General features: G+C 68.5%; 20 protein-coding genes. 9 read left to right on the top strand and 11 right to left on the bottom strand.

Features of this window, described 5'->3' with window-relative positions:
- Positions 1 to 7: 7 nt before the first annotated feature.
- Together D6860_RS09365 and D6860_RS09360 are read left to right on the top strand one after the other, a co-directional pair.
- Positions 8 to 1,222 (top strand): glutathionylspermidine synthase family protein, encoded by a 1,215-nt coding sequence (locus D6860_RS09365; RefSeq protein WP_017467031.1) that lies wholly within the window; start codon positions 8 to 10, stop codon positions 1,220 to 1,222.
- A 40-nt stretch (positions 1,223 to 1,262) separates the two neighbouring features.
- Positions 1,263 to 1,844, top strand: coding sequence for a DUF1190 domain-containing protein (locus tag D6860_RS09360; RefSeq protein WP_017467032.1), 582 nt, complete (start codon positions 1,263 to 1,265; stop codon positions 1,842 to 1,844).
- A gap of 282 nt (positions 1,845 to 2,126) precedes the next feature.
- On the opposite strand, the gene D6860_RS09355 is transcribed toward D6860_RS09360, so the two are convergent.
- Positions 2,127 to 2,330, bottom strand: a complete 204-nt coding sequence (locus D6860_RS09355) for a hypothetical protein (protein ID WP_076623661.1) — start codon at positions 2,328 to 2,330, stop codon at positions 2,127 to 2,129.
- Between the two features lie 461 nt (positions 2,331 to 2,791).
- On the opposite strand from D6860_RS09355, the gene D6860_RS09350 reads away from it, so the two are divergent.
- The gene (locus tag D6860_RS09350) at positions 2,792 to 3,382 is read left to right on the top strand and encodes a hypothetical protein (RefSeq protein ID WP_017467944.1); all 591 of its coding nucleotides are present in this window, start codon (positions 2,792 to 2,794) and stop codon (positions 3,380 to 3,382) included.
- Positions 3,383 to 3,574: 192 nt separating this feature from the next.
- Entirely contained in the window at positions 3,575 to 5,089 is a 1,515-nt protein-coding gene (locus D6860_RS09345; protein ID WP_076623662.1) for an acetyl-CoA hydrolase/transferase family protein, read from the top strand.
- 109 nt (positions 5,090 to 5,198) lie between these two features.
- Here the strand turns inward: D6860_RS09345 and hisB are convergent, their stop codons facing one another.
- The gene (hisB, locus tag D6860_RS09340) at positions 5,199 to 5,786 is read right to left on the bottom strand and encodes an imidazoleglycerol-phosphate dehydratase HisB (protein ID WP_076623663.1); all 588 of its coding nucleotides are present in this window, start codon (positions 5,784 to 5,786) and stop codon (positions 5,199 to 5,201) included.
- Positions 5,787 to 5,911: 125 nt separating this feature from the next.
- Here hisB and D6860_RS09335 point away from each other — a divergent pair, with 125 nt between their 5' ends.
- The gene (locus tag D6860_RS09335) at positions 5,912 to 6,151 is read left to right on the top strand and encodes an Lrp/AsnC ligand binding domain-containing protein (RefSeq protein ID WP_017469261.1); all 240 of its coding nucleotides are present in this window, start codon (positions 5,912 to 5,914) and stop codon (positions 6,149 to 6,151) included.
- Positions 6,152 to 6,168: 17 nt separating this feature from the next.
- Here the strand turns inward: D6860_RS09335 and D6860_RS09330 are convergent, their stop codons facing one another.
- The 3 genes from D6860_RS09330 to ileS form a co-directional block, all read right to left on the bottom strand.
- Positions 6,169 to 7,437: a malonyl-CoA decarboxylase gene (locus tag D6860_RS09330; RefSeq protein WP_076623664.1), complete on the bottom strand. Its 1,269-nt coding sequence runs from the start codon at positions 7,435 to 7,437 to the stop codon at positions 6,169 to 6,171.
- Between the two features lie 263 nt (positions 7,438 to 7,700).
- On the bottom strand, positions 7,701 to 8,183 hold the full coding sequence (locus D6860_RS09325) for a histidine phosphatase family protein (protein WP_076623665.1): 483 nt from the start codon (positions 8,181 to 8,183) through the stop codon (positions 7,701 to 7,703).
- 83 nt (positions 8,184 to 8,266) lie between these two features.
- Positions 8,267 to 11,257, bottom strand: coding sequence for an isoleucine--tRNA ligase (ileS, locus tag D6860_RS09320; RefSeq protein ID WP_076623666.1), 2,991 nt, complete (start codon positions 11,255 to 11,257; stop codon positions 8,267 to 8,269).
- Positions 11,258 to 11,667: 410 nt separating this feature from the next.
- Here ileS and D6860_RS09315 point away from each other — a divergent pair, with 410 nt between their 5' ends.
- The gene (locus D6860_RS09315; RefSeq protein WP_017468737.1) at positions 11,668 to 11,877 is read left to right on the top strand and encodes a hypothetical protein; all 210 of its coding nucleotides are present in this window, start codon (positions 11,668 to 11,670) and stop codon (positions 11,875 to 11,877) included.
- A 12-nt stretch (positions 11,878 to 11,889) separates the two neighbouring features.
- Here D6860_RS09315 and D6860_RS09310 read toward each other — a convergent pair whose 3' ends face one another.
- The 6 genes from D6860_RS09310 to D6860_RS09285 all read right to left on the bottom strand — a co-directional run bounded on the left by D6860_RS09310 (position 11,890) and on the right by D6860_RS09285 (position 17,715).
- Positions 11,890 to 12,576: a VIT1/CCC1 transporter family protein gene (locus D6860_RS09310; protein WP_017468736.1), complete on the bottom strand. Its 687-nt coding sequence runs from the start codon at positions 12,574 to 12,576 to the stop codon at positions 11,890 to 11,892.
- Positions 12,577 to 12,667: 91 nt separating this feature from the next.
- A complete protein-coding gene (locus tag D6860_RS09305; RefSeq protein WP_076623667.1) occupies positions 12,668 to 13,708 on the bottom strand; it encodes a YcjF family protein in 1,041 nt (346 codons plus the stop codon).
- Positions 13,705 to 14,181, bottom strand: coding sequence for a GNAT family N-acetyltransferase (locus D6860_RS09300; RefSeq protein ID WP_076623668.1), 477 nt, complete (start codon positions 14,179 to 14,181; stop codon positions 13,705 to 13,707). Before D6860_RS09300 ends, D6860_RS09305 begins: the two co-directional genes overlap by 4 nt.
- Positions 14,178 to 15,605, bottom strand: coding sequence for a YcjX family GTP-binding protein (locus D6860_RS09295; protein WP_076623669.1), 1,428 nt, complete (start codon positions 15,603 to 15,605; stop codon positions 14,178 to 14,180). The genes D6860_RS09300 and D6860_RS09295 overlap by 4 nt, the downstream gene beginning before the upstream one ends.
- A gap of 70 nt (positions 15,606 to 15,675) precedes the next feature.
- Positions 15,676 to 17,157, bottom strand: coding sequence for an inorganic phosphate transporter (locus D6860_RS09290; protein WP_076623670.1), 1,482 nt, complete (start codon positions 17,155 to 17,157; stop codon positions 15,676 to 15,678).
- Positions 17,158 to 17,238: 81 nt separating this feature from the next.
- On the bottom strand, positions 17,239 to 17,715 hold the full coding sequence (locus D6860_RS09285; protein WP_076623671.1) for an NUDIX hydrolase: 477 nt from the start codon (positions 17,713 to 17,715) through the stop codon (positions 17,239 to 17,241).
- 140 nt (positions 17,716 to 17,855) lie between these two features.
- On the opposite strand from D6860_RS09285, the gene truA reads away from it, so the two are divergent.
- The 3 genes from truA (at position 17,856) to argF (ending at position 21,034) form a co-directional block, all read left to right on the top strand.
- Positions 17,856 to 18,623 (top strand): tRNA pseudouridine(38-40) synthase TruA, encoded by a 768-nt coding sequence (gene truA / locus D6860_RS09280; RefSeq protein ID WP_076623672.1) that lies wholly within the window; start codon positions 17,856 to 17,858, stop codon positions 18,621 to 18,623.
- A 214-nt stretch (positions 18,624 to 18,837) separates the two neighbouring features.
- Positions 18,838 to 20,028, top strand: coding sequence for an aspartate aminotransferase family protein (locus D6860_RS09275; protein WP_076623673.1), 1,191 nt, complete (start codon positions 18,838 to 18,840; stop codon positions 20,026 to 20,028).
- 79 nt (positions 20,029 to 20,107) lie between these two features.
- Positions 20,108 to 21,034, top strand: a complete 927-nt coding sequence (gene argF, locus D6860_RS09270) for an ornithine carbamoyltransferase (protein WP_076623674.1) — start codon at positions 20,108 to 20,110, stop codon at positions 21,032 to 21,034.
- Positions 21,035 to 21,167: the final 133 nt, after the last annotated feature.

The following is a 21,167-nucleotide window of genomic DNA, read 5'->3' as shown; positions in this document are numbered from 1 at the left end:
GCGCGAAGTGCAGAAGATCACCCTGACCGAACGTCCGCATTGGCGGGACCATGCCAAGGAGGTGGGCTTCACCTTCGCCGACATGCACGGCGAGCCTTACTGGGACGAGACCTCGGCCTATGCGTTCTCGCTCGAGGAGATCGAGACCGCGCTGGAAGATCCGGCGACGGAATTGCATGAGATGTGCCGGGAGGCGGTCGCGAAGATCGTCGCAAGTGAAGAGCTGATGGAGCGGCTCGCGATCCCCGAGGCGCATCGCGACCTTGTCGCCGAGAGCTGGCGCCAGGGCGATCCCGAGATCTACGGGCGGTTCGATTTCGCCTACGACGGGGCGTCGCCGGCCAAGCTGCTCGAATACAACGCCGACACGCCGACCTCGCTCTACGAGAGCGCCGCCTTCCAGTGGCAGTGGCTCGAGGATCAGCTTGCGGCCGGCGTGCTGCCCGAGGGCTCGGACCAGTTCAACGGCATCCACGAAGCGCTGGTCGCGCGGTTCGGCGAGCTCTTCGAGCAGGACAGCGACCTGCATTTCACCGCCGTCGGCGGCAACCCTGAAGACTACGGCACCGTCGAGGCCATGGGCTGGGCCGCGCGCGAGGCGGGGCTCGGCGCGCATTATTGCGATCTCGACAAGATCGGGCTCAGCGAAGAGGGCCAGTTTCTCGATGACGAGGACCGCCGGATCGCGGTGCTGTTCAAGCTCTACCCCTGGGAGGACCTGCTGCGCGACGACTACGCCGCGCATATCGCGGGCTCCGGCTGCCTGTTCCTCGAACCGGCGTGGAAGGCGCTTCTGTCGAACAAGGGCATGCTGCCGGTGCTCTGGCAGATGTTCGAGGGGCATCCGAACCTCCTTCCGGCGTTCTTCGAGGCGGACCTCGCGGAGGCCCGCGCTGGGCGCGGTCCGCAGGCCGCCGCCTTCGGTCGTGCCGAGGCACGGCTCGAGGCGGGCCACGTGCTGAAGCCGATCCTGTCGCGAGAGGGGGCTTCGGTCTCGATCCACGAAGCGGGGCGCTTGGTCGAGCAGTCGAAGAACACCGACTATGCCGAGCATCCGCGCGTTCTGCAGGCCTATGCGCCGTTGCCGGAGTTCGACGGCTTCCGTCCGGTCATCGGGGCCTGGATCGTCGGCCGGACCTGCGCCGGGATCGGCATCCGCGAGGACCGGTCGCGGATCACGCAGGATTTGTCCCGGTTCAAACCTCACTATATCACGGCCTGATGCGCAGCCGCCGGAGAGGGTGGCAGAAGGAAGGACAGAGATGACGAAACGCTCGAAACATGTTGCCATCGCGATTGTCGGCGCGGCGGCTTTCACCCTCGCGGGTTGCCGCGAGGAACAGGTCGATGCGACGGCGTTCCCCGACCTGCAGAGCTGTCTCGACCAGTCGGTGGCCGGCGGGATGTTCTCGCGGGAGGATTGCGAAACCGCCTTTTCCGATGCGCAGGAACTGCACGTGGAGGCCGCGCCGCGCTACGACAGCCTCGCCGTCTGCGAGGAGCAGCATGGCGAGGGGGCCTGCGGGACGGAAGCCGCTGCCGCTTCGGGCGGCTCGGGCAGCATCTTCATGCCGTTACTCGCAGGTTACCTGATGGGCAACATGATGAGCGGCCGGTCGGGCATGGCGGCGGCGCAGCCGCTCTACAAGACCTCCGACGGGCGCTTCACGAACGCCGCGCGCTCCAGCACGTTTTCCGGCAACTCGGGCTCGACGAAGATGAGCACCTCGCAGTTCGTCCGGCCTGCGTCGACCGTGGGCAAGGCGCCGATGACGCGCGCGACCGCGACATCGCGTGGCGGCTTCGGCAGCACCGGGGCAGGGCGGACCGGTTTCGGCGGCTAGTCGAGAGCGGGGGCCGTCGATTCCGACGCAAGATTGCGGAGATTGCGGTTGGCGCCGCCGCCTTCCTTCCGGACGGCTTCTCAGGTGACGGCAACGGTGGGCCCGAACGGGGGATCAACCGCCCAGGTCACATGCGGCGTCAGGCGCTACGGCCGGCAGGTTTGGGCCGCGTAGCAAGGCAAGATATCAGACGGGCGGCCCTTTCCTAAAAGAGCCGCCCGGATCTGGAGCGCGTGGACGTATCGTCGCCACGGTCTTGAAAGTCAGTCTTCGGATGGGTCGTCAGTGGCAACTGGCCCATGTCCTGACAGGGGGCTGGTCACGTAGCTGAAGGCGATCGATCAGCGCCTGCTGGGCTTCGATGATCGCGGCCGCCTCGTGACGCTCGGCAAGAATCTGGTTGAAGTCGATCTGCGAGGTGCGCCCGCCGTCCCGGGAAACAGAGGGCAGTTTTTCGGAGCGCAGGCGGTTCAAGATGTCTTCCATTCTTAGGTCCCTGTTCGAGTAAATCTCAGGGTCAGCAACCTCGCGGTACCGACCCGGGTATTCGTTACGTGTCCGGTGTCTTGCCAGTCTATTTGTAGCCCCGAGGTCATGCCCGGACGAGCAGACAAAGGGAGCGCAGAGGTGCCAAGCGGATTAGCCCCCTATCCGAACGGATAGGTTCTTGCCGCCCTGGCGCCCCTGAAAAGCGCCTGTGCCATCCTTCTGTTTAGAAAGTTAACCCAATCCTAATGCGCTGAGGAAAAAAATGCGCAGACGAGTCGGGGCAAGGCCGAGCCTTCTCTGGAAGGGCGCGAGGCATCACGTGCGGCGGGCCTGCTGTCGAGCCAATGCTGAGCCGGCGCGGCTCGCGACGCTTTGATCCAGCGCAATGCCGGGGCCACGCGGAAGCCTAACATGCGCCTTCCGCCGGAGTTGCGGCGGCACAGGAAAGGGGCCCTCCGATGACTTCCCGGATCGAGCAGATCCTCGCCCGTATCGACGCGCTTCACGACGAACTCGAGGCAGCCATTGCCGAGCGCCGCGCGCAGTTCCGCTACCGGCTCGAGCGTAACAGTGTCCGCTTCGAGGCCGAGGCCAAACGCCGGCACCGCGCCCTGCGGGTCCGGCTCGGCACCTTCCTCGCGCGGGCCAACCCTTGGCATGTCGCGACCGCGCCGCTGATCTATTCGCTGATCTTCCCGTTCGCGCTGCTGGATCTCTTCGTGAGTGTCTACCAGGCGGTCTGCTTCCGCGCCTACGGCATCCCGCGCGTGAAGCGCAGGGATCACATTCGGATCGACCGGCAGCATCTGGCGTATCTCAATGCGCTTCAGAAACTGAACTGTGTCTACTGCGGCTATTGCAACGGGCTGCTGTCCTACGTGACCGAGATCGCCTCGCGGACGGAAGCGTTCTGGTGCCCGATCAAGCATGCGGCGCGGGTTGCGCAGCCGCATCGGCGCTATCCGGAATTCATGGACTACGGCGATGCCGAAGGCTTCGACAGCGGCCTTGCACGATCGCGCGAGGCGGTCACCCGCGACGATGCATGATCTTGTCAGCCATGCACTGAGCGCGTAACTTATTGGATGAGCTATGCATTCAAGGAATGCCCGTTCTGCGGAGGCGATCTCTGTCTGGTCCGGGCGCGCAGGCGCTTGCATACAATGGTGCGCAGAACTTCGAGGCAAGGAGGCCCGCGCAGCCGAGCGACGCGCGGGACCATGAATGGAGGAGCCCATCCCATGACCCGGCACGCGCGCATCGCCCACCCGAAGCTGAAATCCCGTATCATGTCCGCCGAGGATGCCGCTGGCCTGATTTCCGACGGCATGACCGTGGGCATGAGCGGCTTCACGGGATCGGGCTATCCGAAATCGGTGCCAATGGCACTGGCCGCCCGCATCGAGGCCGAGCACGCCGCGGGCAATCCGTTCCGGGTGAAGGTCTGGACCGGCGCTTCGACCGGCCCCGAGCTCGACGGCGCGCTCGCCAAGGCCGACGGGATCGAGTTCCGGCTGCCCTACAACTCCGATCCCATCGCCCGCGAAAAGATCAACGCGGGCGAGATGAACTACTTCGACATGCACCTGAGCCAGGTCGCACCGATGGCGTGGCAGGGGTTCCTCGGCAAGCTCGACGTCGCGGTGGTGGAAATATCGGGCATCACCGAGGAGGGCGCGCTGATCCCGTCCTCCTCGATCGGCAACAACAAGACCTGGCTCGACCGCGCCGACAGGGTGATCCTCGAGCTGAATCGCTGGCAGAGCGACGCGCTGAACGGGATGCACGACATCTACTACGGCACCGCGCTGCCGCCGAACCGGGTGCCGATCCCGCTGGTGAAACCCGACGACCGCATCGGTCAGCCGCATTTCACCGTCGATCCCGAGAAGATCGTCGCCATCGTCGAGACCGAGGCGCCCGACCGGAACCTGCCGTTCGCCAAGCCCGACGCGGTGGCCGAGGCCATCGCCGGCCACCTGCTCGAGTTCTTCGCGCACGAGGTCCGGCTGGGCCGGCTGCCCGCCAACCTGCTTCCGCTGCAATCCGGGGTCGGCAATGTCACCAACGCGGTGCTGTCGGGGCTGATGGACGCGCCCTACGCCGACATGACCGCCTACACCGAGGTGATCCAGGACGGGATGCTCGACCTGCTCGATGCGGGCAAGCTGCGCATGGCCTCGGCCACCGCCTTTTCGCTGTCACCGGAGGCGGCGGAGCGGTTCAACGCCGACGCGGCCCGCTACGCCTCGCGGCTGATCCTGCGGCCGCAGGAGATTTCCAACCATCCCGAGCTGGTGCGCCGCCTCGGCTGCATCGCGATGAACGGGCTGATCGAGGCGGACATCTACGGCAACGTGAATTCGACGCACGTGATGGGCTCTCGGATCCAGAACGGCATCGGCGGCTCGGGCGATTTCGCCCGCAACGCCTATGTCTCGATCTTCATGACACCGTCGACCGCGAAGGGCGGCAAGATCTCGGCGATCGTGCCGATGGCGAGCCACGTCGACCACATCGCACAGGATGTCCATGTCATCGTGACAGAGCAGGGGCTTGCGGACCTTCGGGGGCTGTCGCCGAAGCAGCGCGCCGAGGTCATCATCGAGACCTGTGCCCATCCCGATTACCGCCCGGCGCTGCGCGACTACTATGCGCGCGCCATGGCGGGCTCGTTCGGCAAGCACGCGCCGAACCTGCTGGGCGAAGCGCTCAGCTGGCATGAGCGCTTCGTCGAGACGGGCTCGATGGGGTGATCGGCGGCCCGGGGTAACGAAGGCCTTGGCGGGTGGGCAGATTGCCCACCCTACGTGACGGGGTCGCTTGGCAGGGGTCGTGACCTGCCACCGACCGAACGGTCGCCGCTCAGAGTGCGCCCTTGGTCGAGGGGATCGCGTCGCTCTTGCGGGGGTCGGGCTCGACCGCCTCGCGCAGGGCGCGGGCGACCGACTTGAACGCCGCCTCGGTGATGTGGTGCGAGTTCAGCCCGTGCAGCGCATCGATGTGCAGGGTGATGCCGCCATGGGTCGACAGCGCCTGGAAGAACTCGCGCACCAGCTCGCAATCGAAGGTGCCGATCTTCTCCGACGGCAGATCGACGTTCCACACGAGGTAGGGCCGGGCCGAGAGGTCCAGCGCGCTGCGCACCAGCGCATCGTCCATCGGCAGCAGGCAGGCGCCGTAGCGGCGGATGCCGCGCTTGTCGCCGAGCGCCTCGACCAGAGCCTGGCCGAGGGCGATGCCGGTGTCCTCGACGGTGTGGTGGTCGTCGATGTGGTAGTCGCCCTTGGCGCGCACGGTCATGTCGATGAGCGAATGCCGCGACAGCTGGTCCAGCATGTGGTCGAAGAACCCCACGCCGGTCTGGATGTCGTAGGTGCCGGTGCCGTCGAGGTCGATGCTCACCTCGATCGAGGTCTCGGACGTGCTGCGGGTGACGCTGGCCTTGCGCATGTTGGGCTCTCCTCGGGCTGTCGCGGGCGCTTATAGGCAGGCGCGCGGCCAAGGCCAAGCACCGTCGCGCGCTCTCTTGTGCGGGCGTGGCGTCTGTGCCAGCTTGCCGCCCGAAGGAGACCGCCATGACCACCTGCGTTTTCGTCCAGATCCGTTGCACGCCCGGCACCACCTACAAGGTGGCCGAGGACATCGCGCTCAAGGAAATCCATTCCGAACTCTACTCGACCTCGGGGGAATGGGATCTTCTCGTCAAGCTCTACATCCCCGACGATGCCGACATCGGGCATTACATCAACGAGAACCTCGCCGACGTGAAGCACATCGAGCGGACGCTGACGACGCTGACCTTCAAGGCATTCTGAGCGCCGCCGGTGCCGCCTCAGGCCGAGGCGGGCGCCGGGGCAGGGGCGCGCTTGTCGCGGGCCGAGGCCAGCGATTTCACCCCCTGCGCAGCGGTGATCTCATGCGTCTCGGCGTAGCGGTCGTGGAATTTCTCGACCCGTCCGAGATCGTAGAGGTAGTTCACCATCACGCCCCCAGATTGGGTCAACCCGTTCTCGGACACATCCGCATCGGCGTGCACCGCCTGCAGCATCGCGCCGTTGCCGAGATGGAAGCGGGCGACCGGATCGACCGGCTGGCCGTCCGGGCGCTTGGCGTTGAGCAGGTAGTGCGCTGCGAGCGACGACATGGCCTTGCGGTCCGAAGCGTCCCAGGCGATGCCCTCGCGGTCGAGCCATCGCACGAGGCCCGGCACGGGCGACAGGGTGACGAAGGTCTTCAGCCCCGGCAGCTCGGCGGACAGGTCCGAGGCGACCTGCTTGATCAGCGAGTTGCCGAAGGAGATCCCCGCAAGACCCGGCTGGCAGTTTGAGATCGAGTAGAACACCGCCGTGTCGGCCTCGTCGGCGTCGAGCGGTGCGCGGTCTTCGGCCAGCAGCGCCTGGATCGAGCCGGGAATGCCCTTGGTCAGGGCGACCTCGACGAAGATCAGCGGCTCATCGGGCATGGCCGGGTGAAAGAACGCGAAGCAGCGGCGGTCTTCGGGCTTCAGGCGCCGCCGCAGGTCGCTCCAGCTGGTGATCGCGTGCACCGCCTCGTAGGCGATGATCTTCTCGAGGATATGCGCGGGGCTTTCCCAGCTGATCGGGCGCAGCACCAGAAAGCCGCGGTTGAACCACGATCGCAGCAGGTTGCGGAAGTCGAGATCGAGGGCCTGCAGCGCAGGCTCGTCGCGGCCCATGCGGCGCAGGTCGGCGCGCATCTGCACCAGCCGCTCGGTGCCGCCGGGCACGTTGTTCAGGCGCCGGATCAGCTCCTGCCGGGGCGGCTCGGAGGCGGCGATGAAGGCGCGGTAGGTTGTGCCCGAGGGGTCGGCCTCGTAGCGCCCGAGCGCCTCGCGCAGGGCGCCCGCGTCGAGGTCGCAGGCCTCCGCCACGTGGCGGAAGAAGCCGAGGCGGGTGTCGTCGTCCATCTCGGCGTAGCGCTGCAGGATGCGGCGGGCGAGCGCGATTGCAGCGGTCTCGGAGGTGGCCGCCATGAGGTCCGCGATCAGCGCCTCGGTGCTGCGCGGGTCACGGCGCAGGATCGGCCCGATACGGGCGCGGCGTTCGAAGACGGTCGAGAGCAGGTCCGCGAGCAGGGTCATGGGTCCGGCCTCCTTTGGTAGCCCGCCTCCCGGGATGGGCGGGATCGGAAATTCACCGAAAGGGTCTGCCGACCTCGCGGCGAAATCAAGAGCGCGCTTCGGCCCGGATGACCCGGAGGGCAAGGCATGCGCTTGAAATCGCGTATTGCGCGGCGATCTGACGCGCGCCGGTGCGGGGCGCGGGTGAAAAGACGGGCAGGGCACGGGGCAGCAGGGGCGCCCGTTACCGGTCACATCCGGGGCGGGTGCACGGCACCAACCGCTCAGCCATAGCGGCGCCGCTCGATCTCGATTCGGCCCACGGCATCGGAGCGGATGATCGCGAGGTCGCCATATTCCAACGGAGGCGCGCTGGGCAGGGCGAGCGTCTCCCAGATCTCCCGCAGGTTGCCCTTGTTGCCGACCCAGATCACGTTTCGGCCCCTTGCGGCGCGGGCGAGCGCGGCGGTGGGGGCCTCTTGCGGGATGCGCTGCACCGGCAGTCCGCGCGCGGCAGACAGCGGGGCGGCGGTGTCGAGGTTGCGCTGCAGGCCGGGACTGAGGATCGCGTCCAGCGGCAGGCCCTCGAGCGCGGCGACCAGCGCGCGGGCCCGGGCCTCGCCGCGTTCGTTGAGCAGGCTCTCGGCGCCGCTGCGGTCGCCGTGACGTGTCAGGATCAGTGTCGAGTTCGGCGCAAGACGCACTGGCCCGGCGGGCGCGCAGGCGGCAAGTGCCATGGCACCCAAGAGAAATGAACGACGATGCATGAAAAAATCCTCCCCCCGATGAAAACGGGGAGAGGATAGCATCGAATCATGCGCTCACGAAGCCGTGAGCAAAAGGGGCCGTGTCAGCCGAGCGCCTCGTCGCAGCGGGCGCAGGTGCCCGGGTGCTTGTGCGTGCCGACGTCGGGCAGGATCTTCCAGCAGCGCTGGCACTTCTCGCCCTCGGCCTTTTCGAAGACCACGCCGACGCCCGGCACCTCGGCCATGCGGAAGGCCTCCTGCGGGGCCGGATCGGCGGTCAGCAGGATGTCGGAGGTGATGCAGAGATCCTCGAAGGCGACGGTCTTCAGCGCTTCGAGCATCTCGGTGTCCTCGACATGCACCACCGGCGCGGCCTCGAGCGAGGCGCCGATGACCTTGTCGGTGCGCTGGATCTCGAGCGCGGCGGTCACCACGCGGCGTGCGGCGCGGACCTTGGCCCACTTGTCGGCCAGCCCGGCGTCGCGCCAGTCGGCGGGGGTTTCGGGCATGTCCTGCAGGTGCACAGAGCTGTCCTCGCCGGGGAAGCGGTCGAGCCAGACGTCTTCCATGGTGAAGACGAGGATCGGCGCCAGCCAGGTGGTCAGACGGTGGAACAGAAGGTCCATCACCGTGCGCGCGGCGCGGCGGCGCGCGGTGTCGCCGTCGCAGTAGAGCGCATCCTTGCGGACGTCGAAGTAGAAGGCCGACAGGTCCACGGTGCAGAAGGTGAAGATCGCCTGGAACACCCGCTGGAAGTCGAAGGCGCGGTAGCCCTCCTGCACCACCTGGTCGAGCTCGGCGAGACGGTGCAGCACCCAGCGCTCGAGCTCGGGCATCTCGGAGGCCGCGACCCGGTCGCTCTCCTCGAAGTGCCCCAGCGCGCCGAGCATGAAGCGCATGGTGTTGCGCAGCCGGCGGTAGCTGTCGGCGGTGCCCTTCAGGATCTCGGGGCCGATGCGCTGGTCGCCGGTGTAGTCGGTCTGTGCCACCCAGAGCCGCAGGATGTCGGCGCCGTACTGCTTGACCACGTCGTCGGGCGCCACGGTGTTGCCGAGCGACTTGGACATCTTGTTGCCCTTTTCGTCCAGCGTGAAGCCGTGGGTGACCACGTTGCGGTAGGGCGCCCGGCCCTTGGTGCCGCAGGCCTGCAGCAGCGACGAGTGGAACCAGCCGCGGTGCTGGTCGGTGCCCTCGAGGTAGACGTCGGCGATGCCGTCCGCCGCGCCGTCCTCGCGGTCGCGCAGCACGAAGGCATGGGTCGAGCCGCTGTCGAACCACACGTCGAGCACGTCGAACACCTGCTCGTAGTCGTCGGGGTTGGCGGCGTCGCCGATGAAGCGCGCCTTGGCGCCGTCTTCGTACCACGCGTCGGCGCCCTCGGCCTCGAAGGCTTCGCAGATGCGGGCGTTGACCGCGTCGTCGCGCAGCAGGAAGTCGGGATCGGTGGGCATCGCGCCCTTTTTCACGAAGCAGGTCAGCGGCACGCCCCAGGCGCGCTGGCGCGACAGCACCCAGTCCGGGCGGCTCTCGATCATCGAATACAGGCGGTTGCGGCCCGACTGCGGCGTGAACTTCACCAGCTTGTCGATCGAGTTGAGCGCGCGCTCGCGGATCGAGGTGCCGTAGTCGTCGTGCCCGTCGCCCACGGCGCGGTCGATCGAGGCGAACCACTGCGGCGTGTTGCGGAAGATGACCGGCGCCTTCGACCGCCACGAGTGCGGGTAGGAGTGCTTGATCTTGCCGCGCGCCAGCAGGCCGCCGACCTCGACGAGCTTGTCGATGACCGCCTTGTTGGCGTCGCCTTCCTTGCCGTTCGGCTTGAGGATCGACCGCCCGCCGAAGAACGGCAGCCCTTCGCGGAAGGAGCCGTCTTCCATGACGTTGTAGGTGATGACCTGGTCGAGCATCCCGAGCTCGCGGTAGAGCTCGAATTCCTCCATCCCGTGCGACGGGGCGCAGTGCACGAAACCGGTGCCTTCCTCGTCGGTGACGAAGTCGGCGGCACGGAAATCGCGCGGATCGTCCCATTCGCCTTCCGAACCCTCGGCCCCGGCGAGCGGGTGCTGCAGCGTCATGGCGGCAAGCTGGTGCGGGGTCACGTCCGACACCCGGCGCCAGTGGCCTTCCTCGAGCCGGGCGCGGGCAAAGGTCTGCGCCGCGAGCTTGTCGGCAAGGATGTAGCGCTCACCCTTCGAGACCCAGCATTCACCAGGCGTGTCGACGATCTCGTAGAGGCCGTAATCGAAGTCCTCGCCGAAGACGACCGCCTTGTTCGAGGGGATGGTCCACGGCGTCGTGGTCCAGATCACGACGTAGGCGCCAAGGAACTTCTCGCGGGTTTCCTCGGCGGTCTTCACGACGGCCTCGCGGGCCTCGCTGCTCTCTTCCTCGCTGGCGCGGTAGACCTCGTGCGTTTCGAAATCCGAGACCTTGAACTTCACCCAGATGGTGAAGCTTTCCTTGTCATGGTACTCGACCTCGGCCTCGGCCAGCGCGGTCTTCTCGACCGGCGACCACATCACCGGCTTCGAGCCCTGGTAGAGCGTGCCGGTCATCAGGAACTTCATGAATTCCTCGGCGATGACGCGCTCGGCGTGGTAGTTCATCGTGAGGTAAGGATCGGCCCAGTTGCCGGTGACGCCGAGCCGCTTGAACTCGTCGCGCTGCACGTCGATCCAGCCCTCGGCGAAGCGGCGGCATTCCTGCCGGAAGTCGATGACCGGCACCTCGTCCTTGTTCTTGCCCTTGGCGCGATACTGCTCCTCGATCTTCCACTCGATCGGCAGGCCGTGACAGTCCCAGCCGGGCACGTAGCGCGCGTCGTGGCCCATCATCTGGTGCGAGCGCACCACCATGTCCTTGATCGTCTTGTTCAGGGCGTGGCCGATATGCAGGTGCCCGTTCGCATACGGAGGGCCGTCGTGCAGGATGAAGGGCTTGCGGTCGCCGGCCTCCTCGCGGAGGCGGTCGTAGATGCCGAGGCGCGCCCAGCGGTCGAGCCACTCGGGCTCGCGCTTGGGCAGGCCCGCGCGCATCGGGAAATCGGTCTTGGGAAGGTTCAGCGTCGTCTTGTAGTCAGGCGTCTCGGCGCACATGATCTGCGGTCCCGGTTCTTGAATCGTGAATTGGGAAAGTGTGGTCGGCGCGGCGGTCCATACGCCTTGTCCCGGCGGCTCGTCTGATCAGAGCGCCGGGCATGTAATTCGAATGATGATCTCGAAACGGCCCATCATGCGCGGCCTTATAGGCAAGCGCCCGCGGATGGTCCAGTGCCTGCGGCACGGGTGGCGGGGCGGTCGGGTTTCGCATGTCCGGGCCGCGCAACGCGGAACGCCGGGCGACTGTTGCGGATATGTCGCGCCGAATGGCAGGAATTGGCGCATGATCCGCAGCTTTGCGCGACGGGCTGCCCAGATTTCGGGGCCTCTCGAATAGCCCGAGACAGACGCCTGGAGAGACCCCACATAGGGGGCATCTACCTATTCCCCTTTTGCCGAGTCCTGCCATGTCCCGCCAACGCGACGACCTTTCCCTTCCCCATACCGGCCCCTCGGACGCGCCGCCGCCCGATCTCGGCCGGCTCGACCGTATCGCGGGTCTCGTCTTCGCGGTGCTGATCGCAATGGCTGCGCTGGTGGCGCTGAACTCGGTGGTCACCGCGCGCGGGCCGCAGAACGAGGCCCCGGTCGAGACCGCGGACGCCGGGCCGGCCTGAGCGCTGGCCGCATCAGATCGCGAAGAACGAGCCTACGACATAGGCGATGGCCGCGGCGACGCCGCCGATGCCGAGCGTCTCCAGCCCCGAGCGCCACCACGGCGCCAGCGACCAGCGACTCTTGTAGGCGCCGATGGCGAAGAAGCTCGCCAGAGTGAGCCCCGTCGCGGTCGCGAAGGCATGGGGCAGCGAGAGCAAGAACGGCAGCAGCGGCACCATCCCGGCCACGAGAAACGCGCCGAAGGTGGCAAGCGCGGCCCGCATCGGATGCGGGTCGATCGAGGACAGCCCGTAGCGCCCGTCGAGGATCATCGCAAGCGCGCGTTCGGGCTCGGCGGCGATCTCGTCGGCGGCCCGCTCGAGGGTGCCATCTCCCAGCCCCTTGGCTGCCAGGATCTCGCACAGTTCGGAGCGAATGCCCCCGGGGTCCTCCGCGATCCGTCGGGTCTCGATCCGGCGCAGGCGGTTCAGGTCGTCGAGCTCGGCCTTGGTGCCGGTGTAGTTGCCGGCCGCCATAGAGAAGCCGTCGGCAATGACGTTGGCGAACCCGAGCGCGATGATCACGAGGGGCGACAGGCCGGCGCCCGCCACGCCCGCGACGATGGCGAAGGTCGTCACCGATCCGTCGATGGCGCCGTAGATGATGTCGCGCAGGTGGCCGTGACCGTTGCGCTTCGGGGCTTGGCTGGTATCCGACATGGCTGGCCTCTTTGCAGTGGCCAGTCTGCCCTCGCGGGGCGCCGCGCGGAATGAGGTGGATCAAGCGCGGCCTCGCGCGGAACGGGATGGATCAGGCGCGGCCCTTGCCGTCGGTCCGGACGAGACCGGCGAGCGCGGTGCGGATGATCGAGCGCACCGAGGGCTTGTTGCGCGCCCGGAAGGGCAGGGGCCGGCAGACCTCGATCGCGGCCACCCCGACGCGGGCAGTGAGTGCCCCGTTCACCAGACCCTCGCCGAAGCGGCGCGACAGCTTGCCCAGCAGCCCGCCGCCGAGGATCGGCTCGAGCATGTCGTCGCCGACCGCGACCGCGCCGGTCGCCACCAGGTGCGACATCACCGCCCGCGTCAGCCGCCAGCTTCCGAGCGTGCCCGAGCGGCCGCCGTAGATCTCGGCGATGCGGCGGATCATGCGGATGTTGGCTCCGAGCGCCGAGATCACGTCGGCCAGCGCCAGCGGCACCAAGGCCGTCACCGTGGCCACCTGCCGGGCCGAGGCCTCGACCTCGCGGCGCGCGGCGGCGTCCAGCGGGGCGAGCAGCTCCGTCTCGGCCAGCCCCAGCAGGCCCGACGCGTCGAAGATCTCGTCCTGCCGCTCTTTCAGGCGCTCGCGCCCCCAGCGGGTGTCGTCGCGCCCGGCATAGAGGCCCGTGAGCTTCGTGGTGACCGCGCGGGCGCCCTTGAGATCCTCGTCGGCCAGCGCCGTGTCGGCGGCGCGGTGCAGCGCATCGACCTTCGACAGGCGCGACAGCGCGGCAAGCTCCTTGATGACGATCATCAGGACGACCAGCACGAAGAGCACCATCAGCGCGGTGACGGCGTAGCCCAGCAGCGGCACCGAGGCGATCAGGTCCATGACGAAGCGCCATGCCGCGATGGATATCAACGCCGAGATCAGAGCTCCCAGAAGTGCCCAGAACCAGCGGGCGAGCTTCGACGGGCGCCGCGCGGCGAGCAGCGCCGCCGTGGCCATGGCGCGGCCCTCGGGCGCGGTAGGCGCGGTGTCGGGCTCGGGCACCGGCGGCGCCTCGGAGGGAGTGGTCGCGGCCCCGGCATCGGCCACGTCGATCAGCACCGGGCCGCGGCGCTCCTTCCGGTCGTCGCTCGCGCTCATCGGCGGGCCTCCTTCTGCGCGGGCGCCACGGGTGCCTCCCAGCGGTAGTGGATGTCGGGCAGCCCCTCGGCGTTCGAGGTGCCGTCGCCGCGCGCGACGATGGCAAAGCCCGCGCGCTCGTAGAACCGTTGCGCCCGGCCATTGGCCTCGAAGGTCCAGAGCTCGAGCCGGGGGCTCTCCGCCTGTGCCGCCGACACGAGCTGCCGGCCGATGCCGCAGCCCTGCGCCTCGGGGGCGATGAACAGCGCGTGCACGTAGGCCCCTTCGCGGGCAAGGAAGCCCAGCAGGCTGCCGCCGTCGCGGCTCTCGGCGACGGTCACCCAGCCGCGTTCGATCATCTCGCCGGCGTGGGCGATGTCCTCTGCACCGCTGTGCAGGCGCGGCTTCCATGGCCGGTCCGAGACCGCCTCGGTCATCATCTCGCCAAGGGTGCCGGCATCGGTGGGGCGGGCGGGGCGCAGGCGGACGCTCACAGCCGGTCCCCGATCAGGAACTGCGCGGCCCGGTCGAGCCGGATGTGCGGCGGGCCTTCGCCGGGCTTGAGCGTCAGCGGAGCGGGGGCGAAACGCATGATGGCGTAGTCGCCGTCGAGCCAGCGGTCGGCGCCCTCGCGCGCGGGGCCGAGCAGGCGCGCCGGGTCCTCGGGCAGCTCGCCGGGGTAGAAGGCCGCCTCGCGGCCCCGGGTGTTGTCGTCCTTCAGCAGCGTGCCCCGCACGCAGTCGAGCTGCTGGCCGTCGTGCGGCAGCGTCTGCTCCACGGTCGCCCGGAGCGCCGCGACCGACATCGCGCCGGTATCCGCCCCGGCAAAGCGGGCGCGGTCGCGGGCCTCGCGGGTGAGCGCTTCCATGATCGCGGTGAGCCGGCCGTGCTGGCTGTGGTGCAGGTGGTCGGCCTTGGTCGCGGCAAAGAGGATCTTCTCGACCCGCTTGCCCAGCAGGAGCTGGTTGAGAAAGGCGTTGCCGCCGGGCCGGAAGGCGCCGAGGATCTCGGCCATGGTGCGGCGCAGGTCGTCCATCGCGGCGGGGCCGGCGTGGATCGCGCCGAGCGCATCCACCAGCACGATCTGCCGGTCGATCCGCGAGAAGTGGTCGCGGAAGAAGGGCTTCACGATCTGCGACTTGTAGGCCTCGAAGCGTCGTTCCATCTCGCGCCAGAGCGATTTGCGCGGCGCGTTGTCCTGCGGCGGCAGCGGGGCGAAGGTCAGCACCGGGCTGCCCTCCTTCTCGCCGGGAAGCAGGAAGCGCCCCGGCGTGCAGTCCGAGAACCCGGCGTTGCGCGCGGTGTGCAGCGCCTCGGTGAAGCCGGCGGCAAGGCGCTTGGCGCGGGTCTCTTCGAGCGGCTGCGAGGGGTCCTCGGCGCGCACCATCTCGAGGTAGCGCGTGCCGCCGGGCCGGGCCTCGAGCCGGGCGAGGCTTTCGCTGGCCCACTCGGCATAGGTCTTTTCCATGAGGCCGAGGTCGAGCAGCCACTCGCCGGGGTAGTCGACGATGTCGAGATGGATCTTGCGCGCGCTCGTCATCCCCGCGAGCAGCCCCGTGGGCCGGAGCTTGAGAGACAGCCGGAGCTGCGAGACGGCCCGGGTGCTGTCGGGCCAGTGCGGCGTTCGGGCGGTGAGCGCGCCGAGGTGGGTCTCGTAGTCGAAACGCGGCATGGTGTCGTCGGGCTGCGGTTGCAGGTAGGCCGCGAGGATGCGGCCCTCGGCCTCGGCCATGAGCTGCGGCATCCGGCCCCGGTCCATCAGGTTGGCGACGAGCGAGGTGATGAACACCGTCTTGCCGGCGCGTGACAGGCCGGTCACCCCAAGCCGGATGACCGGCTCGGTGAACGGCGATGTCAGCGTGTCGGTGACGTTCTCGACCCCACGGGTCAGCCTGTCGGCGATGGTTCCGATGACCAAGTCCTGCCCCTTCTGCCTGTCTCAAGCCCCAAGATAGAACCGGCGGCCGCCGGTTGCCAGTGGGGCGGGCTCAGAAGCCGAGCAGACGCAGCATCCAGAAGCAGAGCCCCGAGAGCAGCGCCGCGGCCGGCACCGTGATGACCCATGCCGCGATGACGGTCATGAAGTGCGACCGTCGGACCAGCTTGCGCCGGGCGCGTTCCTGCCGGGCGATGCGCTGGCTCGGCGGGCGGGTCTCGTTGATGCGGCGGGCGCGGCGCTCCACGTACCATTCGCGGAAGAAGCCCACGCCGAAGACGCCGCCCACGGCGATATGGGTGGAACTCACCGGCAGCCCCAGCCAGGACGCGGCGATCACGGTCACCGCCGCCGAGAGCGCGACGCAATAGGCGCGCATCGGGTTCAGCTTGGTGATCTGGCCGCCGACCATGCCGATCAGCTTCGGTCCGAACAGCACGAGCCCGACCGAGATTCCCAGCGCGCCGATGATCATCACCCAGAGCGGGATCGAGACCTCGCCCGCGACCCCGGCGGACTGCTGCGCGTAGACCACCGCCGCCAGAGGGCCGACCGCGTTGGCCACGTCGTTGGCGCCATGGGCGAAGGACAGCAGCCCCGCAGAAACCACGAGCGGCAGGCGGAAGAGGATCTTGAGCGAGCGGTTGCGGTTCTCGAGCCCCTCTGACTGGCGCCGAATGAACGGCGTGGAGACTGCCCAGAACAGCACGCCGGCCGCGGCGCCGATCAGCAGCGCCGTGCCGATGTCGATATCGACGATCTTCTTCAGGCCCTTGAGTGCGAGGTAGGCGGCAAAGGCCGCGGCCATGATCCCGATCAGCACCGGCACCCAACGGCGTGCGGCGGCGATCTTGTCCTCGACGTAGATGACGCGCCACTTGATGAAGGCGAGCATCCCGGCGGCGATGATGCCGCCCAGCAGGGGCGAGATCACCCAGCTTGCGGCGATGGCGCTCATGGTGGGCCAGCTCACCGTGCCGAGACCGGCGGCGGCGATGCCCGCGCCCATGACGCCGCCGACGACCGCATGGGTGGTCGAGACCGGCGCGCCGACCCAAGTGGCGATGTTCACCCAGATCGACGCGGCCAGCAGCGCCGCCATCATCGCCCGGATGAAGACCAGCGTATCCGACAGCCCGGCCGGGTCGACGATCCCCTTCGAGATGGTCGACACCACGTCGCCGCCCGCGAGCAGCGCGCCGAGGCTCTCGCAGATCGCGGCGATGGCGATGGCGCCGAGCATCGACAGCGCCCGCGCGCCCACCGCCGGGCCCATGTTGTTGGCCACGTCGTTGGCGCCGATGTTGAGAGCCATGTAGGCGCCGAAGGCCGCCGCCACCACCACCGCAAGACCCTGCGGCTCGCCGCCGGTAAAGATCGCCGCGGCCAGTGCCGCCAGCGTGACGAAGACGAGCGAGATCCCAACGCCGACGAGCGGCCGGGCGCTGTGCATGCTCGCCGCTTCCAGGCGCGACAGGCGGTTGAGGTCCTGGTCGAGCGTCTTCCACCTGCGGGTGGAGTTGTCGTCGGTCACTTGATCATTCCTTGCATTCGGCCTGGCATTCGACCCGGGGCGCCGGGGCTGAGACTGGCGCGCTCGGCGCGCGCCGCCGTCTCACCGGCGGCGGCTGTCCGGCAGGTCGGGGAGGTCGCGCAGCAGCGCCTTGAGATCGTCCTCGAGCACCGCGTCCGCGGCGTCGTCGGGGCTCATCCAGCGGCGTTCGCGCTCGTCGACCTCGGGAAACTGGTCGTAGAGCTTCTCGACCTCGATGGCATAGACGTCGACGTCGGTCGCCATCGGCAGTCCGCCGTCGAGCACCTTGTCGTAACGGTAGCGCCCGATGCGCCGGGGCGCGGCGCCGCGCGGCTTCACGCCGGCTTCCTCCCAGGCCTCCTCGAGCGCGGTGCCGCCCGCGTCGGTGCCCTGCATCGGCCAGCCCTTTGGCAGCACCCAGCGCTTCGTCTCGCGGGATGTGATCAGCAGGATCTCGAGCCCGGCCTCGCCGTGGCGATAGCACAGGGCCGCGACCTGGAACCGCGGCGGGCGCTTCAGGATGGGCGCGATATAGCTTTTCCAGATGCTGCGAAGCATGGAGGGTCACCGGTCGGGGTTTGGAGCAATCGGGGCCATGTAAAGAAATTGCGGTCGACTCTCAAGATTTTTCCGCGCGTTCGCCCCCGGGGCCGATCCCGGCCATTGCCCGGCGGCCACGGCTTCGGTATGGGCCGGGTATGCCCAGATACGCTCTTCTCGTGGAATATGACGGCGCGCCCTTCGCGGGCTGGCAGCGCCAGGCCGACCAGCCATCGGTTCAGGGCGCGATCGAGGCGGCGCTGTCTAAGCTCGAGAGGCGCGAGCACACCATCGCCGCCGCCGGGCGCACCGACGCCGGCGTTCACGCGCGGGGGCAGGTGGCGCAGTGCGACATGGAACGCGATTGGGATCCGTTCCGCCTGTCCGAGGCACTGAACTACCACCTGAAGCCCGCACCGGTGGCGATCCGCGCCTGCGCACGGGTGGACGACGAGTGGCACGCGCGCTTCTCCGCGGTCGAGCGGCGCTACCTCTTCCGGGTGCTGGAACGCCGCGCCCCGGCAACGCTCGAGAAGCGCCAGGTCTGGCGGGTGATGGCGCCGCTCGATCTCGAAGCGATGCGCGCCGGTGCGGCACATCTGGTCGGTCACCACGACTTCACCACCTTCCGCTCGACCATGTGCCAGGCGAAATCTCCGTTGAAGACGATGGACGAGATCCGCGTCGAACGGGTCGAGACCTGGGCGGGCCCCGAGTATCAGTTCCACCTGCGCGCACGCAGCTTCCTGCACAACCAGGTCCGCTCGATCGTCGGCACGCTCGAACGGGTGGGGGCAGGGGCCTGGGCACCCGATGACGTGAAGACCGCGCTCGAGGCGCGCGCGCGGTCCGCATGTGGACCGGTGTGCCCGCCGGACGGGCTCTACCTGGTGGGGGTGGGCTACCCGCGCGATCCCTTCGCCTGAGCGCCGCGCGGCAGAAACCGCTTTGCCTCTGCGTCAATCCCGGCTATCAGCGCTTCCATGACGTACGCGATCCGAATCCGACGAGCCTGAGCTCCCCCGATTCCGCGCCCCTGACCGGGGTCGCGCCGCCTTCGCACGTCCATCACCCCCTGAAAACTTGACTTGGCCCCATGCCCTTGGCACCTATCGGGCTTCCAACCACGAGGATATGGCTATGATCCCGTCCGTCCTGCCCACCTATACCCGCGCGCCCCTGCACTTCGTGAAGGGCGAAGGCACCTGGCTGGTGGAGGAAGACGGTCGCCGATTCCTCGACCTCGGCTCCGGCATCGCCGTGAACGCGCTGGGCCACGCCCATCCCGCGCTCGTCGCCGCGCTGACCGAGCAGGCGGGCAACCTCTGGCATGTCTCGAACCTCTACGAGATCCCGCAGCAGCAGGCGCTCGCCGACAAGCTGGTGGCCGCCACCTTTGCCGACACCGTCTTCTTCACCAACTCCGGCACCGAGAGCTGCGAGCTCGCGGTGAAGATGGCCCGCAAGTACTGGTACGACAAAGGCCAGCCCGAAAAGACCGACATCATCGCCTTCGAGGGCGCCTTCCACGGCCGCTCTTCCGCCGGCATCGCCGCCGCCGGCTCCGAGAAGATGATCAAGGGCTTCGGCCCGGTGCTGCCGGGCTTCAAGCACGTGCCCTGGGGCGACCACGACGCGCTGCACGCCGCCATCGACGAGGCCACCGGCGCCATCCTGATCGAGCCGGTGCAGGGCGAGGGCGGCATCCGCCCGCTGCCCGATCACTGCCTCAAGGGCCTGCGCGAGCTCTGCGACGAAAAGGGCATCCTGCTGATCCTCGACGAGGTGCAATGCGGCATGGGCCGCACCGGCCGCCTCTTCGCCCACGAGTGGGCGGGCATCTCCCCCGACATCATGATGGTCGCCAAGGGCATCGGCGGGGGCTTCCCGCTGGGCGCCGTGCTCGCCACCGAAGAAGCCGCCTCCGGCATGACCGCGGGCACCCATGGCTCCACCTACGGCGGCAACCCCCTCGGCTGCGCGGTGGGCTGCGCGGTGATGGACCACGTCGCCGACGAGGCTTTCCTCTCCGACGTGAACCGCAAGGCCGGCCTGCTGCGCCAGAAGCTCGAAAGCCTCGTCGCCGCGCACCCGGAGGTCTTCGAGGGGAACCGGGGCATGGGTCTCATGCTCGGCCTCAAGTGCAAGCTGCCGCCGGCCGACCTGGTCCGGGCCGGCTACGACGCGCTGGTCATCACCGTGCCGGCCGCCGACAACGTGCTGCGCCTGCTGCCCCCGCTCACCATCACCGAGGACGAGATCGGCGAGGCCGTCGCCCGCCTCGATACCGCAGCGGGCGCCGTGACGCCGTCTGCATCTTCTCCGGTTTGACAAATACCCTCGGGGTGAATGCGGCGCAGCCGCAGAGGGGCAGCGCCCCTCGCCCCGGCCAGCCAAAAAGACCAGTGCCATGAATCATTTCCTCGACATCCACAAGACCGACAAGGCCGACCTGCGGTCGATCATCGACACCGCGAAGGCGATCAAGACGGCCCGCAACGGCGCACCCAAGGCCGCCCCCGACACCGATCTTCCGCTCAAGGACCGCATGGTCGCGCTGATCTTCGAGAAGCCCTCGACCCGGACCCGCGTCTCCTTCGACGTCGGCGTGCGGCAGATGGGCGGCCAGACCATGGTGCTCTCGGGCTCCGACATGCAGCTCGGACATGGCGAGACCATCGCCGACACCGCCCGCGTGCTGTCGCGCTTCGTCGACATGATCATGATCCGCACCTTCGACGAGGCGGTGCTGACCGAGATGGCCGAATACGCCACCGTGCCGGTCATCAACGGCCTCACCGACCGCACCCACCCCTGCCAGATCATGGCCGATGTGTTGACGTTCGAGGAACACCGCGGGCCGATCGCCGGCAAGAAGGTCGTCTGGTGCGGCGACGGCAACAACGTCTGCGCCTCCTTCCTGCACGCGGCCGGGCAGTTCGGCTTCGACCTGACCTTCACCGGCCCGGTGCAGCTCGACCCCGAGATGGAGTTCGTCGGCCTCGCCCGCAACGCGGGCAGCACCATCACCATCGAGCGTGACCCCTTCAAGGCGGTCGAGGGCGCCGACCTGATCGTCGCCGATACGTGGGTGTCGATGCACGATGCCCAGTCCGCCAAGGAGCGGCGCCACAACATGCTGCGGCCCTACCAGGTCAACCGCGACCTGATGGCCGCCGCCGGCCCCGACGCGCTCTTCATGCACTGCCTGCCCGCGCACCGCGGCGAAGAGGTCACCTCCGAGGTCATGGACGGCCCGCAGTCGGTGATCTGGGACGAGGCCGAGAACCGGCTGCACGCCCAGAAAGCCATCATGCGCTGGTGCCTCGAAGGCTGATCCGACCCGCCCGCTGTCCTGCCTCCTCCGCGCGTCGCCGGGTCGCGCGCGCGAGGGGCTCGGCACAGGCGGGCAAGCGGGGCCGGGTGACGGCCCCCTCCGCGGCTTGCGCGATGGCGCCGCTCTCCTGTGC

Origin of the sequence: Salipiger sp. D13, from assembly GCF_003703915.1 — a bacterium.
Lineage (GTDB): Bacteria > Pseudomonadota > Alphaproteobacteria > Rhodobacterales > Rhodobacteraceae > Salipiger > Salipiger profundus.
Note: the sequence above shows the minus strand (reverse complement) of the source record. Positions and strands in the feature narration are given on the sequence as shown.

What these genes read in the sequence shown, in the direction of transcription:
- ileS (WP_076623666.1), bottom strand. Translation starts at nt 11,257, where the DNA reads ATGTGCGCCGAGACGCCTGACTACAAGACGACGCTGAACCTTCCCAAG.
- D6860_RS09360 (WP_017467032.1), top strand. Translation starts at nt 1,263, where the DNA reads ATGACGAAACGCTCGAAACATGTTGCCATCGCGATTGTCGGCGCGGCG.
- D6860_RS09335 (WP_017469261.1), top strand. Translation starts at nt 5,912, where the DNA reads ATGACCACCTGCGTTTTCGTCCAGATCCGTTGCACGCCCGGCACCACC.
- argF (WP_076623674.1), top strand. Translation starts at nt 20,108, where the DNA reads ATGAATCATTTCCTCGACATCCACAAGACCGACAAGGCCGACCTGCGG.
- hisB (WP_076623663.1), bottom strand. Translation starts at nt 5,786, where the DNA reads ATGCGCAAGGCCAGCGTCACCCGCAGCACGTCCGAGACCTCGATCGAG.
- D6860_RS09275 (WP_076623673.1), top strand. Translation starts at nt 18,838, where the DNA reads ATGATCCCGTCCGTCCTGCCCACCTATACCCGCGCGCCCCTGCACTTC.
- D6860_RS09310 (WP_017468736.1), bottom strand. Translation starts at nt 12,576, where the DNA reads ATGTCGGATACCAGCCAAGCCCCGAAGCGCAACGGTCACGGCCACCTG.
- D6860_RS09315 (WP_017468737.1), top strand. Translation starts at nt 11,668, where the DNA reads ATGTCCCGCCAACGCGACGACCTTTCCCTTCCCCATACCGGCCCCTCG.
- D6860_RS09285 (WP_076623671.1), bottom strand. Translation starts at nt 17,715, where the DNA reads ATGCTTCGCAGCATCTGGAAAAGCTATATCGCGCCCATCCTGAAGCGC.
- D6860_RS09305 (WP_076623667.1), bottom strand. Translation starts at nt 13,708, where the DNA reads ATGAGCGCGAGCGACGACCGGAAGGAGCGCCGCGGCCCGGTGCTGATC.
- D6860_RS09325 (WP_076623665.1), bottom strand. Translation starts at nt 8,183, where the DNA reads ATGCATCGTCGTTCATTTCTCTTGGGTGCCATGGCACTTGCCGCCTGC.
- D6860_RS09355 (WP_076623661.1), bottom strand. Translation starts at nt 2,330, where the DNA reads ATGGAAGACATCTTGAACCGCCTGCGCTCCGAAAAACTGCCCTCTGTT.
- D6860_RS09330 (WP_076623664.1), bottom strand. Translation starts at nt 7,437, where the DNA reads ATGACCCTGCTCGCGGACCTGCTCTCGACCGTCTTCGAACGCCGCGCC.
- truA (WP_076623672.1), top strand. Translation starts at nt 17,856, where the DNA reads ATGCCCAGATACGCTCTTCTCGTGGAATATGACGGCGCGCCCTTCGCG.
- D6860_RS09345 (WP_076623662.1), top strand. Translation starts at nt 3,575, where the DNA reads ATGACCCGGCACGCGCGCATCGCCCACCCGAAGCTGAAATCCCGTATC.
- D6860_RS09350 (WP_017467944.1), top strand. Translation starts at nt 2,792, where the DNA reads ATGACTTCCCGGATCGAGCAGATCCTCGCCCGTATCGACGCGCTTCAC.